The organism is Prolixibacter sp. SD074 (genome assembly GCF_009617895.1).
Lineage (GTDB): Bacteria > Bacteroidota > Bacteroidia > Bacteroidales > Prolixibacteraceae > Prolixibacter.
In genome coordinates this window covers 1,603,787-1,617,805 of the sequence record NZ_BLAW01000001.1, presented here as the reverse complement: position 1 = coordinate 1,617,805, position 14,019 = coordinate 1,603,787, and the positions used below count along the sequence as shown (strand labels likewise).

14 protein-coding genes are annotated in these 14,019 nt (G+C 46.9%); 1 reads left to right on the top strand and 13 read right to left on the bottom strand.

All coding sequences use genetic code 11. The features are described 5' to 3' along the window. Positions 1-3: 3 nt before the first annotated feature. The 5 genes from hemL to GJU82_RS07115 form a co-directional block, all read right to left on the bottom strand. A complete protein-coding gene (gene hemL, locus GJU82_RS07135) occupies positions 4-1,305 on the bottom strand; it encodes a glutamate-1-semialdehyde 2,1-aminomutase (protein WP_153631516.1) in 1,302 nt (433 codons plus the stop codon). A 231-nt stretch (positions 1,306-1,536) separates the two neighbouring features. Further along, the gene (locus GJU82_RS07130; RefSeq protein WP_153631515.1) at positions 1,537-1,779 is read right to left on the bottom strand and encodes a transposase; all 243 of its coding nucleotides are present in this window, start codon (positions 1,777-1,779) and stop codon (positions 1,537-1,539) included. Between the two features lie 117 nt (positions 1,780-1,896). Continuing rightward, on the bottom strand, positions 1,897-2,043 hold the full coding sequence (locus GJU82_RS07125; protein WP_194831112.1) for a transposase: 147 nt from the start codon (positions 2,041-2,043) through the stop codon (positions 1,897-1,899). Positions 2,044-2,367: 324 nt separating this feature from the next. Further along, positions 2,368-2,610, bottom strand: coding sequence for a transposase (locus GJU82_RS07120; RefSeq protein WP_153631513.1), 243 nt, complete (start codon positions 2,608-2,610; stop codon positions 2,368-2,370). Between the two features lie 117 nt (positions 2,611-2,727). Then, entirely contained in the window at positions 2,728-3,513 is a 786-nt protein-coding gene (locus tag GJU82_RS07115; protein WP_153631512.1) for a transposase, read from the bottom strand. A 737-nt stretch (positions 3,514-4,250) separates the two neighbouring features. Between GJU82_RS07115 and GJU82_RS07110 the strand changes: the two genes are divergently transcribed. Continuing rightward, on the top strand, positions 4,251-4,967 hold the full coding sequence (locus GJU82_RS07110) for a DUF6261 family protein (protein ID WP_153631511.1): 717 nt from the start codon (positions 4,251-4,253) through the stop codon (positions 4,965-4,967). Positions 4,968-5,917: 950 nt separating this feature from the next. Here the strand turns inward: GJU82_RS07110 and hemB are convergent. The 8 genes from hemB to GJU82_RS07070 form a co-directional block, all read right to left on the bottom strand. Then, positions 5,918-6,886, bottom strand: coding sequence for a porphobilinogen synthase (hemB, locus tag GJU82_RS07105; protein WP_153631510.1), 969 nt, complete (start codon positions 6,884-6,886; stop codon positions 5,918-5,920). Between the two features lie 17 nt (positions 6,887-6,903). After that, entirely contained in the window at positions 6,904-7,686 is a 783-nt protein-coding gene (locus GJU82_RS07100) for a uroporphyrinogen-III synthase (protein ID WP_153631509.1), read from the bottom strand. A 14-nt stretch (positions 7,687-7,700) separates the two neighbouring features. Further along, complete coding sequence (gene hemC / locus GJU82_RS07095; RefSeq protein ID WP_153631508.1) at positions 7,701-8,633, bottom strand: hydroxymethylbilane synthase; 933 nt, start codon at positions 8,631-8,633, stop codon at positions 7,701-7,703. A gap of 48 nt (positions 8,634-8,681) precedes the next feature. Next, entirely contained in the window at positions 8,682-9,938 is a 1,257-nt protein-coding gene (gene hemA, locus GJU82_RS07090; protein ID WP_153631507.1) for a glutamyl-tRNA reductase, read from the bottom strand. Between the two features lie 129 nt (positions 9,939-10,067). Continuing rightward, positions 10,068-10,424, bottom strand: coding sequence for a hypothetical protein (locus GJU82_RS07085; RefSeq protein ID WP_153631506.1), 357 nt, complete (start codon positions 10,422-10,424; stop codon positions 10,068-10,070). A gap of 290 nt (positions 10,425-10,714) precedes the next feature. After that, entirely contained in the window at positions 10,715-11,188 is a 474-nt protein-coding gene (locus tag GJU82_RS07080) for a hypothetical protein (RefSeq protein WP_153631505.1), read from the bottom strand. A gap of 276 nt (positions 11,189-11,464) precedes the next feature. Then, on the bottom strand, positions 11,465-12,349 hold the full coding sequence (locus tag GJU82_RS07075; protein ID WP_153631504.1) for a patatin-like phospholipase family protein: 885 nt from the start codon (positions 12,347-12,349) through the stop codon (positions 11,465-11,467). A 170-nt stretch (positions 12,350-12,519) separates the two neighbouring features. Then, positions 12,520-13,773 (bottom strand): metallophosphoesterase, encoded by a 1,254-nt coding sequence (locus GJU82_RS07070; protein WP_153631503.1) that lies wholly within the window; start codon positions 13,771-13,773, stop codon positions 12,520-12,522. Between the last annotated feature and the right edge of the window lie 246 nt (positions 13,774-14,019).

Below are 14,019 nucleotides of genomic sequence, written 5' to 3'. Positions count from 1 at the left end.
GAATTAACTTTTCTGTTTGATTTTTTTCAATGCGTTGTAACTGGCTTCGATGGTGCGCTGAATGTCTTCGTCGCTGTGTGCTGCCGAAACAAAACCGGCTTCAAATTGCGACGGTGCCATGTAGATGCCGCTCTCCAGCGAGTATTTGAAATAATCGGAGAAAACCTTTGTGTCGCATTTCATCACATCGGCAAAGGAGGCCACCTTATCTTCTTCGGTGAAGAACAGGGTAAACATGGAGCCGACGCGGTTTACCACGGCCGGGAAATCCAGTTTCCGGAGGTTGTTCTTCAGGCCTTCTTCCAGCATTCCGGCTTTCCTTTCCAGGTCGTCATATATCATCGAGTCATTATCCAGCAAGTGCAGTTGCGTCAATCCGGCGGCCATCGCCAGCGGATTTCCCGAAAGGGTCCCGGCCTGGTAAACGGGGCCCTGCGGCGCCAGGTGATCCATGATGGGTTTCTTGCCGCCATAAGCACCGACAGGCAATCCGCCACCGATGATTTTCCCTAAGGTCGTCAAATCGGGCCCGATGCCCAGCAAACTTTGTGCGCCGCCCTTGGCTACGCGGAAACCGGTCATTACCTCATCGAAAATGAGCAAAGCGCCGTGCTTTGTACACAGTTCGCGGACGCCCTGCATGAACTCTTCCGTTGGAACCACCACGCCCATGTTTCCGGTGACGGGCTCGATGATGAGGGCGGCAATGTTGTCGCCGTTCTTTTCGAAAAGGGCGGCGACCGAATCCAAATCGTTGAATTGGGCGGTGAGCGTGTCGTGTGCCGTTCCTTTGGTGACACCGGGCGTATTCGGGGTACCGAACGTCAAAGCGCCGGAGCCGGCAGCAATCAGGAAACTGTCGTTGTGACCGTGGTAGCAGCCTTCGAATTTGATGACCAAGTCGCGGCCGGTGTAGCCACGGGCCAGGCGCAGGGCGCTCATGGTGGCTTCGGTGCCGGAGTTGACCATCCGCACACTTTCGATAGACGGCATCATCTTTCGTACCTGCCGGGCCATTTCGGTTTCCAGCAGGGTGGGAGCGCCAAAACTGGTGCCTTTCTGCATGGTTTCGGCCAGCGTTTTTAATACGTCGGGGTGGGCATGGCCGAGGATCATCGGGCCCCACGAACCTACATAATCGATGTACTCATTGCCGTCGATGTCACGGACTTTGGAGCCTTTGGCGCTTTCGATGAAGACCGGATCGCTTTCCACGCTCCTGAACGAACGCACCGGTGAGTTCACTCCGCCGGGGATGCAATCCAGCGCTTCCTGAAAGGCCTGTATGCTTTTGGTAAATTCCATGTATCTGATATTTTCATTTTCGCTCGTTTAATCCACAAAAATAACAAATATGCCGGCTCGGGGTTGTAATATTTTTGTTGTTTTAGTCGGGACGAATAGATATTCGCCCGTATCCTCGGAAGGATCTTTCTTCGGGGAGATTAGATCCGTTGGGGCGAAAAGCCATTCGCCCTCTTATGAAGCGGGGTCCTCTTTTCGGGCGAATGCGATTCGCCCGTACGGGCAGCCCGATTATTTCAGCTTATCCTTTTCCCAGTTGGAGGGATTATTGATGATATAATTGGAGATATTCCGGTAGGCCTTTTCTGATTTGATAATATGCTCGTAATAATTCCGTTGCCAGATCGTTGGGGCGAATAGCGATTCGCCCGTTCTGGCGCCCGTATCCCGATCGAATAGATATTCGCCCGTATCCTCGGAAGGATCTTTCTTCGGGGAGATTAGATCCGTTGGGGCGAAAAGCCATTCGCCCAATTCTCCCGAATTCCGATCGGATTTCGATTTTTCCGTTGGGGCGAAAAGCCATTCGCCCTTTTATGAAGCGGGGTCCTCTTTTCGGGCGAATGCGATTCGCCCGTACGGGCAGCCCGATTATTTCAGCTTATCCTTTTCCCAGTTGGAGGGATTATTGATGATATAATTGGAGATATTCCGGTAGGCCTTTTCTGATTTGATAATATGCTCGTAATAATTCCGTTGCCAGATCGTTGGAGGGTGTCCGAAAAGTCCAAAGAGCATTTTCAGAACTATCAAATTGTAAGTACAGCTTTAGTTATTTACCCCTAAATCCCCTGAAGGGGACTTTAAGCCTCACCTTTAGGGGAGGTTTGGAGGGGTAAATCCAAGATTGCTTTCAATTTGAAAGTAAACACTTTTCCAATTCAACTTTTCGGACACCCTCGTTCTGGCGCCCGTATCCCGATCGAATAGATATTCGCCCGTATCCTGGGAAGGATCTTTCTTTGGGGAGATTAGATCCGTTGGGGCGAAAAGCCATTCGCCCTTTTATGAAGCGGGGTCCTCTTTTCGGGCGAATGCGATTCGCCCGTACGGGCAGCCCGATTATTTCAGCTTATCCTTTTCCCAGTTGGAGGGATTATTGATGATATAATTGGAGATATTCCGGTAGGCCTTTTCTGATTTGATAATATGCTCGTAATAATTCCGTTGCCAGATCGTTGGGGCGAATAGCGATTCGCCCGTCCTGGCGCCCGTATCCCGATCGAATAGCGATTCGCCCGTATCCTGGGAAGGATCTTTCTTTGGGGAGATTAGATCCGTTGGGGCGAAAAGATATTCGCCCAATTCTCCCGAATTCCGATCGGATTTCGATTTTTCCGTTGGGGCGAAAAGCCATTCGCCCTTTTATGAAGCGGGGTCCTCTTTTCGGGCGAATGCGATTCGCCCGTACGGGCAGCCCGATTATTTCAGCTTATCCTTTTCCCAGTTGGAGGGATTATTGATGATATAATTGGAGATATTCCGGTAGGCCTTTTCTGATTTGATAATATGCTCGTAATAATTCCGTTGCCAGATCGTTGGGGCGAATAGCGATTCGCCCGTCCTGGCGCCCGTATCCCGATCGAATAGCGATTCGCCCGTATCCTGGGAAGGATCTTTCTTTGGGGAGATTAGATCCGTTGGGGCGAAAAGCCATTCGCCCAATTCTCCCGAATTCCGATCGGATTTCGATTTTTCCTTTTTAAGAGCTGAATTTTCTTTTCGGGCGAATAGCGATTCGCCTTTATTTAGATCTGGATTTTTCTTTGGATTGATTGGGGCGAATAGCAATTCGCCCGTACGTCCGCCTTCTTTTATTTCCCGGATAAGCTGATGAATCCGCTTGGTGGTGGCTCCTTTATAGCCCCGGATGATGGCGCCGATGGTGTGGGAGGGGGAATGAAATTTTCCGATTTCGTCCTTTCCTGTTTTCCTGATTTGATAATCGATGCTGATGATGCCGTGCATGTGGTTGGGCATGATGATGAATTCGCCCAGTGAAGTGTTATTCCTGATTTCGGGAGTTTTGGCCCATTCTTCTTTCGCTATTTCTCCAAATGGATTTAGAAATAGCTCTCCGTTGATAATTTTGCCAAATATATTTTTTCTGTTTGCCGTGCAAAGCGTAATAAAATATAGCCCTTTCCCTGCGTAGTCGTAATTCTTTAAACGGATGCTTCTTCGGTGATGAATGCTTGGATTATACATTTTCAATGGTTTGGTTCTATCGTTAGATTGCTTTTCACAGAACAAGTTAGGAATGATTGGTGTAATCTGCAACTGTCCTCATTGGCAGACAGGCCTTGGGTGGCCGCTAACCTGACAGTGCCGGGAGGCCTGTCAGCGTTCAGCGGCCCTGGTCCCGGCGTAGCTTTTCCAAAGTTTTGAACTTTGGAAAAGATTTCAGCTTCCCTGTAATTTGGACGGGCCACGCACATTTATGCACGCCTTCCCTGGGAGTTGGACGGCTCATGCACATTCGTGAAAGGCTTCCCTGTGGATTGGATGAGCCACGCAGATTTGTGAAAGGCTTCCCTAATGGATTGGACGAGCCACGCACGTTTGTGAAAGGCTTCCCTGCGGATTGGACGGGGCACGCACATTTATGCACGCCTTCCCTGAGAGTTGGACGAGGCACGCACATTTGTGTATGGCTTCCCTGTGGATTGGACGAGGCACGCACATTTGTGCACGCTGACCTGAAAGTTGGACGAGACATGCATATTTGTGCATAGTCTGTTTATGGCATAGCGGATAAAAGCAATGGGCGGATAGCGATGAATACCGCGAAATTACTTGCAAAAAAACAATAGAATGGATAATAGCTATGTTTTTTCAGATATTTACCATAAATTAGTTTGTCTGTTAAGTAATAAGTCAATTACAGGGTGTTTTGCCAGACGGATCGACAAACTAATAATTAATTTAACTTTTAATTCAAATTTATGATTCCAAAAATTAACTATCAAAGCAGGAATGCCGAGGTAGACGGCACTGTAAAACGAATGCTCAATGCCTGGAACAGCGCAGGTATAGTTGATGATGCCCACCTGGCCACCATTTTTAACCTCGTGGATGCAGGTGAAAAGAAGCTTCTCACGGCGATTAATCGCTCCAAAGCGGAATCGCAACTCGAAGAAAAAGACGAAGTCCGCGATAATCAATTCCGTTTACTGTATAATTTGGTACAAGGAGGGCTCGGTCATCCCGATCCATTGGTCCGGGGCGCAGCTCAAAAGTTGTTTGCCATACTTGATAAATATAGTATGGCAATTATAAACGAAAATTATGTAACCGAGTCATCGCTGCTCGGCTCGTTATTGGAAGAACTGTCCGACACCAGCCTGGAAACGTCTATTGCTGCGGTTTCGGGATGCGCCGAACTGATTGCCGCCTTGCAGGCTGCCCAGGACGATTTCGAGAATATCCGTACGGCTTATGAAAAAGAAAAGGACCTGGATAGTAAAACCGTTAATGCTACCACGCTTAAAAAGCAGATCGTCCGGACCATCAACAAAAAACTGGTGCCGTATCTCCGGGTTGTTTCGGAGAATGACGACGCCAAATATGGTGGTTTAGCCGGCACATTGACGCAAATTATTGCCGATAACAATGAGGTGGTGAAAAAGCGCCTTGCCGATGCCGAACCGGTTGCTGGTTGATGCATTGGTAGCTGGTCGTATCAGGCTAAATAAGTATAGATAGTCCGATCTGGTAATTTTGCTCAACAGATTGAATCCGCTTCACCGAAATGGTGGGACGGATTTTTTTTGGTGTGCCGGCAATCTTTTCCAAAGTTTAAAACTTTGGAAAAGTGTCAATCAGGCGATAGCCAATATTTCAGAAAAGGTTCCGGAGGTGTCATATGTTGTTAGCAGGGGGTAGCATAAAAAGCCATTCGGCTCCGGCGGGAGTCGTATATTCCCGGTAGGATATGATTGATTTTAACAAGATGTCATCCCATCCGGGATGAGAACAAAACAATTTTCATAATTTGTGTTTTATTCATCGTGGAAAATCCTCCTCCGGCCTGTCGGCCACCTCCTCCAGAGGAGGACACGTTGCGAAGTGCAGCACATTTGAACGACTGCATTGGTATTTTTCGGTAAGAATGCGGGAGCACCATTCTGCACTAAACCACTTAATCCTGCAGTAGGTTGGCGAACGGTCCCCCTTTGGGGGGAATTAAAGGGGGAGGATTTATCTGTTGGAATTCGAAAGATTGATCGTCGATGATTTTGATCATCCAACACCTTCGGCGTTGTAGTTTCAGTAGAGAGTTGTTCCACCGGTTGCACAGGCGGTGATGAATGGTTTATCCCCTTCGTGATATTTCTCTTTGGCCTGAAGGGCCGGTTTATTTCAGCCTAATGGCAACGCCTTGGGAATATAAGGCCTCCTCGATGCAGACGCGGTCGCGCGGTAGTTTGGATTGGAACAGGTGGTTGTTTCGACCGGAAGAGAGTTGAGGTAGAAAATAGAAGCTGTTTTTAATCGACGTTTGCCCGTGAAGAATATCTTTTCCAAAGTTCGAAACTTTGGAAAAGGTTTAAATAAAAACCCCCGAGCGTTTTACAACCCGGGAGCTTTTCTATCTAATTTTTGGCTAATCTTATAAATCTTTTACAATATCCTGCGAGTGATAGGTGATGATGATGTCGGAACCAGCGCGTTTGATGGAAGTAAGAATTTCGCGTACGATACGTTTTTCATCAATCCAGCCGTTGGCGGCTGCGGCTTTTACCATCGAAAATTCGCCACTCACGTTGTAGGCGGCGATGGGCATGTTGAAATTGGTCTTCACGCGCTGAATCACGTCGAGGTAACTCAACGCCGGCTTCACCATCACAATGTCGGCGCCTTCTTCAATATCCAGCGCTACTTCGCGTAATGCTTCATTGGCATTGGCAGGATCCATCTGGTAGGTTTGCCGGTCGCCAAATTGCGGGGCACTTTCGGCGGCATCGCGGAACGGGCCGTAGAAAGCGGATGCATATTTGGCCGAATACGCCATGATGGGTAGATAGTTGAAGCCGTTTTTATCGAGCTCCCGGCGAATGGCGCCCACGCGACCGTCCATCATATCGCTGGGGGCCACCATATCGATGCCTTCGTTGGCCAGCGAAACGCACTGTTTAGCCAGCGTAACCAATGTCAGGTCGTTCGCCACATCGCCATCAACGATGGTTCCGCAATGACCATGCGTGGTGTACTCGCAGTTGCAGATGTCGGCAATGATGTACAAATCGGGTACGGCTTTTTTCAGGGCGCGGGTGGCTTGCTGCACAATTCCGTTGTGCTCGCAGGCTACCAATCCGGTTTCATCCTTGTGTTCGGGTATCCCGAAAAGGAGAACCGCCTGGATTCCGATGCCGTAAAGACGTTTACACTCTTCTACCAGCAAATCGACCGACAGCTGGTAGTTTCCAGGCATCGATTTGATGGGGTTGCGGACATTGGTACCCGGACAAACGAACAGCGGCATGATGAGGTCGTCGCGGGTTAAAACGGTTTCACGAACCAGGTTCCTCAGAACCTGTGTTTTGCGCAGACGGCGCAGACGGGTGGTTGGAAATGCCATACTAATTGATTTTTATGTTATTCGTTAAATGCTATGTTGTAATGGCCGGCAATGGCGGCCATTAATCCTTTTGAATTACTCGTGGAAGCGACCACAACGGGTCCGGTTCCGTGTTTTTCTGCCGCTTTGGCTGTTGTATGCCCGATGCAGGCAAGTCGCAAAGCGGAAGGAGTGAGTTGTTTTTCGGTTAGCCGGATAAAGTTATCAATTCCCGACGGACTGGTGAAGATGATCAGTTCGTAATTGTCTGCTTCAATACGTCGCAGAATGTCGCTGTTAATTACTTCCGGCATCAGGGTTTGGTACACTTCCAGCCGCTCAACCTTTGTTTTTCCGGACAGTTTCTCTTCGATGCGGTGACGGGCTAAGTTACCAACCGGCAGCAATACTTTTTCACTTTCTGCAATTTCTTCATACAGTTCTTCGGCAAATTCATCGCCGGTTTGACCGTGATTGATGAACCGGGCCGAATGACCGTATGGTGCCAGTTTGGCAGCCGTTTTCTTCCCAACGGCCGCTATTTTTATTTTCTCCGGAAGGAGGTAGTTGTCCTGAACAGTTTTCAGCTGTTCGAAAAAGCAGTGAATGCCGTTGGGACTGGTAAAAACCAACCAATCGAAGCGGCTCAAATCGTTCAGGATTTTCTCCATCTTCGCGCTAAGCGGAACCGCCTGTATTTCAATCATTGGAAGTTCCAGCAGGGTGGCGCCTTCAGCGGCAAACCATCGCTTCATGTCTTCCGACGTTCCTTTGGGCCGGGTGGAGATAAATACCTTATGTTGCAATTGACTTTGGCTCATGTTTCTTTTTTCCGTTATTCTACCGGACGAATATTTTGCAAAATGGTTTTTCCGCCTTTTCCAATCAGTATAGTGGCTAACCGGATGCCCATTTGCTCACCGTCCGCTTCATTTCCCGTTAAGGAGTCGCTGAGGTATTCCGTTCCGTCGACTGACGAAACAAAGCCGGTGATGGTCATTTTGCCGTTTTCGCGGCGGGTATAGCAACCAATGGGCACCTGGCATCCGCCTTCGAGCGTGCGCAGGAAAGCGCGTTCGGCTTGCCCGGCCAGCCATGTTTCTTCATGGTTGATACCGGCCATCAGTTCGTTGATGTACGCATCGTCTTCTTTGGTTTCGATGGCGATGATGCCTTGCGATGGCGGCGGCATTAGCTGTTCGGGTTCCAGGATTTCGGTGATGTAATCGTCGAGGCCAATGCGCTGCAAACCGGCAGCGGCCATGATCATCACGTCGCAGTAACCTTCCTCCATTTTGCGGAGGCGGGTGTTGACGTTACCACGAATGTCGATGATTTGAAAATCGGGATTGTACTTTAACAACGAAGCACGGCGGCGCAGACTGGATGTGGCGAGAACATCTTCGGAGGTGAGGTCTTCCAGTTTCTTTCCTTCGCGGCTGACCAGTGCGTCGCGGTACTCAGCACGTTCGAGTACGGCAGCCAGTCTTAACCCTTCGGGAAGGGCAGTAGGGAGGTCCTTCAGGCTGTGAACGGCCAAATCGATTTCGCCGGCTACCATGTTCAATTCAATTTCTTTGGTGAATAATCCCTTGTCGCCAATTTTGGAAAGGGCAACATCGAGTATTTTGTCCCCTTTGGTGTGGATGATTTTGATTTCAACAGGCAGATCCGGGTATGTCGATTCGAGCGCTTCTTTCACGGCATGCGCCTGATACAACGCAAGCTGGCTTCCGCGTGTCCCTATCCTGACAGTTTTGTATTCCATAAAAGTAAATGGTTTCTGCGGGCTAATTCCGGTTGAACCGGAAAAGGGTTATTCGTTTACTTTGAACAATTCGTTGATGATGCGCAACGATTCGGCATCGCGGCCATTGTCGGTAATTTTTTTCAGATTCTTGATCAGGATACGGGCGTACCGTTGCGTCAAGTGGTTGGTGTATTCATTCACCTGGCGCTGCACATCTTCTGAATTAATTTTCTTGTATCCGCCCAGCTCTTCCTGGTTGACCCGCTGCAAATTAGTTTTGATGGCTTTGATGGCTGGCCGAAGTGACCGGCCCGTGTACCAATTACAGAATTCAGTCACTACTTCATCGATGATGGGACGGGCACTGTCAACTGCTAACAACCGCTTTTCCGTATTCCCGGCAATGTTCTGCTTCAGGTCGTCGACGCCAAACAAGTGGATATCCGGAAGAGTGCCTGCCTGTTCCTCAATATTCCGTGGAACGGAAAGGTCGATGAGTAATTGTGGTTTCCCGTTGCGTTTCTCTGCGGAAGCCTCCATCATTTTTTTATCGATCAGGTATGTAGGGGAAGAGGTAACTACGATAACAATGTCGAACAGCGAGAGGTGGTCGGGGTAATATTCAAAGGGAATAACCTTTCCATTGTAGCGTTTAGCCAACCGTTCGGCGTTGCCGGGTGTCCGGTTGCTTACCGCAAAATGGCAGGCGCCTTTTTTGACAAGACTTTGCAGTGTAATTCCGGCGGTGTCGCCGGCACCGATAATCAATACTTTTTTCCCGGTCAGGTTGTCAACCATGTTTTGGCAAATTTCCACTGCTGCTGCACTCACCGAGGTAGCTCCCACCTTAATGGCAGTTTCGGCACGAACGCGCTTGCCTGCTTCGAATGATTTCTGGAAGAGCCGCATCAACACGGCGTCGGTCATATTTGCTTTGGTGCAATGCAGGTAAGCATCCTTCACCTGTCCGATAATCTGATCTTCACCAATCACCATGGAATCGAAACCGGCAATCACTTCGAAAAGGTGCCGGGCGACGTCCTTATCTATTTTCCGGTAGAAATATTCGGCGTGCGAATTTTCCAGCTTTTTAAACTGGTTGACTTGCGCCAGAATGAGCTCAAAGGCTTTCTTCGGAGGGTATTTGCCCTGAGAAAAGTAAATTTCCGTGCGGTTACAGGTCGACAATACCACCATGTCGGTGATGTCGGTTGCCTGCTGCACTTCTTCGTAAAAAGGTTGAATTTCCTCTGTCAGGAATGTATATTGTCCCCTAATGTTAAGGGATGCCGTCTTGTGGCTGATACCTAAAAGGCCAATCATTTGCTGCTGATTTGTGGACAATTACCATACAAAAATAACAGATTATCAGGAATATGGCGAATTGTCCTGTCGGTCAATTACATTTCAAGCGATTACTCTCTTCACAATGGAAGAAATTTTTGGGAAGTTTCAGCTAAGGGTTGGCGGAGGCCGGGAGAATAACCGGAAAGCGAGATGTTGCTCCGAAAATTGAGTGGAGACATCAATGATATTATGGACAATTCCGGCAGCATACGATTTTTCTTCAGATACTTGTTGTTCTGATTGATCGAAATGTGTGCCTGCAATGTGGCTGAAAAAATGAACGGTGTCCCCGGAGGCAACATTGCTTTCTTTTGCAATGTTAATGGTATTTATGGTGGTTGCATCAACCGTGTTTTCTTCCACGTTGGGTTTACCCAACAACCACGATCCCAAGCCTACGACGTAGAGAACGAAGAGGAACAGGTAAGGCAATGTGTTCGATAATACTCCGAAGAAAAACACGGGCAGATTATTTAATTATCAATGGATTGTACTCACTTCCTTAGCTACTTAAGTTAAAGGAGTTCTGCAAACTTACTAAATCTGGCTGAGACTCTTTCTTTAAGAATGCTTAAAATTGCGGTGATATATCTCACAAAAAGGGATGGATATTTCGGGGCGAACCGTCGTCAGTACCTGGATTTCATTACTGCCGGAAGGCCGGGCGATGAAGAAAATTGCCAATTCATGAGACCTGCTTTATTTCGGTTTTTTGGTGGCGGAGCCTGGTAAAGAATTTTCTGGCTTCCGGTTTATTTTTCCTGGTCCATGCGTTGTTTGATTTCTTTCCTTATCACGAAAGTGGCCGCAATAATCGCGATGGAAATTCCCAGCCAGCCATAGTGCCGTAACACGTTTGGTTTCATGAAAATGGTGTAGAGGTTCCAGATGGCAAAAAGAGCCATGACAATAATGAGAACAATTTGCCACCGAAGTTTATTTTGGTCATTTTTCATGGTTAAGTACATTAAGGGGTATAATATATGTTTTATTTTGTTGCCATCGGAGTAAGCGGTGGTTGGAATTTCTTCGCGTTTAAATTTTACCTGAATTCCAATAAACCGGTCCTCTTTAAATGCCGGGAGAATAGAGCATTTGTATTTCTCGAATTTCTCCAGTGCCTCTGTAATGGTTTCGTTTGCCTGGAGATTCCCCTTTTCTGTTAAACAATCGATGACAAGTTTATGCGGGCGTTTAATCAGATCGGAAGGAGTCAGTATTCCCATATATTCCATCCTGTCATCCTCAATATCTTTTTATTGATAAAGACTGCTTCCACATTTATATCTTCTACTTCAAAAACTTCGAATTCATTGGGCACTAAGAATTCAAATGATTTAAATACGCCTGTTTTTCCCTGCGAACATTTTTTCCCCAGTATTAAAATATCTTAAGTGGGTGAATGTGTGTTTATTTGTGCGTGGATGATCCAATAATTAATATTGTTTATTTATTCCCACTGAAATAATGGGAGGGGTAATTGATTTTGTGGTAATGTCGTATTATTGTGTGAGGTGATTGGCCTTCATAATACTTTTATCGGCCGCATGCCTTCCTATCTCCACCATCTCTTTAGCCTTGTAGAAGTTGTAGGTGGTGCAGGCGTCGCGTGATATTTCTATGAGGATATCCGGCGGATGATTTTTTAGGTTGGTTTGCCCGATATGGTAGGCCATCATTCCGATGGTTTTGTTGATGACGTCGAAATAACCCAGTTTTTCTTCTTTGTTCGATGGCAAAATTTCCTGCAGGTGTTGATAAAACTCTTTGATTTTTTGCTGATAAGCGGATTGGTCCGCTTTATCTTTTTTTTTCGAAACGACCGGTTTCTCCAATGGAATATCTGCATTGACATTTACGGCAACCAGCAAATCACCCGGTTCCCGTTTGGCATGATTTAATGGAATGTTATTGATGATACCGCCATCGACCAGTAATCCATTTTTCGTTTTCACGGGAGTAAAAACCGTCGGAATGGCCATGGAAGCCCGAATGGCTTCGAAGACACTTCCTGTTTGGAACACCACTTCTTTTTTATTGATAATATCAGCGGCTACAGCGGCATAGTGTATATTCAAATCTTCAATATTGGCATCCGGGATAAACTCTTTCATCTTATTGAGCACCTTGTCGCCTTTCACCAGCCCTTGCGAACTGAGCGTGAAATCAACCAGTGCAAACACTTTCATGCGATCGAGCGAGTAGAGCCATTCCTTGTACTCTTCTATCTTTCCAAGGGCATAAACGCCACCAACCAGGGCCCCCATTGATGTGCCAACAATCGAATGGATTTCGAAGCCTTGTTTTTCCAATTCTTCAATCACACCAATGTGTGCTATTCCGCGGGCTCCACCTCCCGATAAAACCAGGGATACTTTTTGTTTCATCAATTCTTCCTAAGTGGGTTAAGGTAATGATTTTTTATGGGGTTGGTATTCCTGAATTCGTCTTCCGCCCATAGTTTTCAGTTTTAGTATGATGCCCCAGCCGTTTTTAATAATGTCATTGCCAGTATCTCTATTAAGCAGGTCGGTTGATGATAAACGTGACGTGAAAATCATACCAACTCAATCGAAGTAATTTCAGGCAACACGCCCAATCGTCCCTGGTACCCAATAAAACCGTAACCGCGGTTGACATACAAATACTGGTGTTCCTTTTGGTACAAACCGGCCCATTCTTTATAGAAATACTCAACCGGGCTCCATTTGAAACCGGGAATGTCTATTCCAAATTGCATTCCGTGCGTGTGCCCACTCAGGGTCAGGTTAATATCCTGATAATCCTTCCGGACCTGTGCATCCCACTGCGAAGGATCATGGCTCATGAGTATTTTCACGGAAATGTCCAATTTTTCCAAACCGGACACGGCTTTTTTCATATCACCATATTGGGTAAAACCTCTGGCTCCCCAATTCTCAATCCCAATCAACGCAATTTGCTGGCTGTTTCGTTCGAGAAGCACGTGTTCATTTGTCAGCAATCGCCAACCCATATCAGCCTGATGTTGTTTCAACTGCTCCAGATTTTTCATTTTGGCTTCTTCTGAAGGCCAGGAAACGTAATCGCCATAATCGTGATTTCCCAAAACAGAGTATACGCCCATTGGCGCTTTCAAAGCTTTGAATACTTCCATGTAGGGTACAATTTCGGTAGCCCGGCCGTTCACCAGGTCACCGGTAAACAAAATCAGATCCGGCTTTTCCTCCATAACGGCGGCAACACCTTGTGATACTGCCTCTGGGTCATCAAAACTTCCGGAATGAATATCCGAAATCTGAACAATACGAAGCCCTTTGAATTCATCCGGCAAACCGTTTATCGGTATGCGGACTCTTCTCAATTTGTAATTGTACCTGTTGGACATGCCATACACCAGTCCCGAAGTGAGCGCTCCTCCAATCAACAACGCTGTTTGGGAAATAAACGTAAAACGCCCGATTAAACGAGAGCTATCAGTCGGGCCCCCAGCAGGATGGTTTCTGAACGAAAGAAAAAAGCGAACGACGTTAGGAACAATCATGACAACATCGGTCAACAACATAATGGCCGCAATAAGTACCTGGCCAAGAAAGACTGTAATAAGAATATTTACAATGTATTTCAGGGTGGGCGAAGGCCAGGCTGTTCTTCCCCAATGAGGGAAAGCGTACAAGCTCCATAAGGTCGCCAGAGATAAGATTACGTAAAAGAAAAACAGCCACAAATGCAAGCTGCTGTTTGTATTTCGAAGAGCTGTTCTCACGGCCACGAATGTGTAATACTCAACGACAATTACGAAAAGGATAAAAAACAACAGCTGTTTACTCATCAATTCCAGTTTTCAGTTTGTTTTGACAGATGCTTCGCTATTTTCATTCAACCTGAACGCAAGTGAAAAGTAAACGACGAAACACCCCTAATTAACAAGAATTTTAGAAAGATGGTTGACTATTGTCAGTACAATTTTCAAATGAAGAAACTGAGAAGACAACCATAAGTGAATTTTTAGATGTCGGTTTTCGGTGGGTAATGCGAGTCTTGCGTTTGTTATTCTTTCTACATGATGACGCGAAAA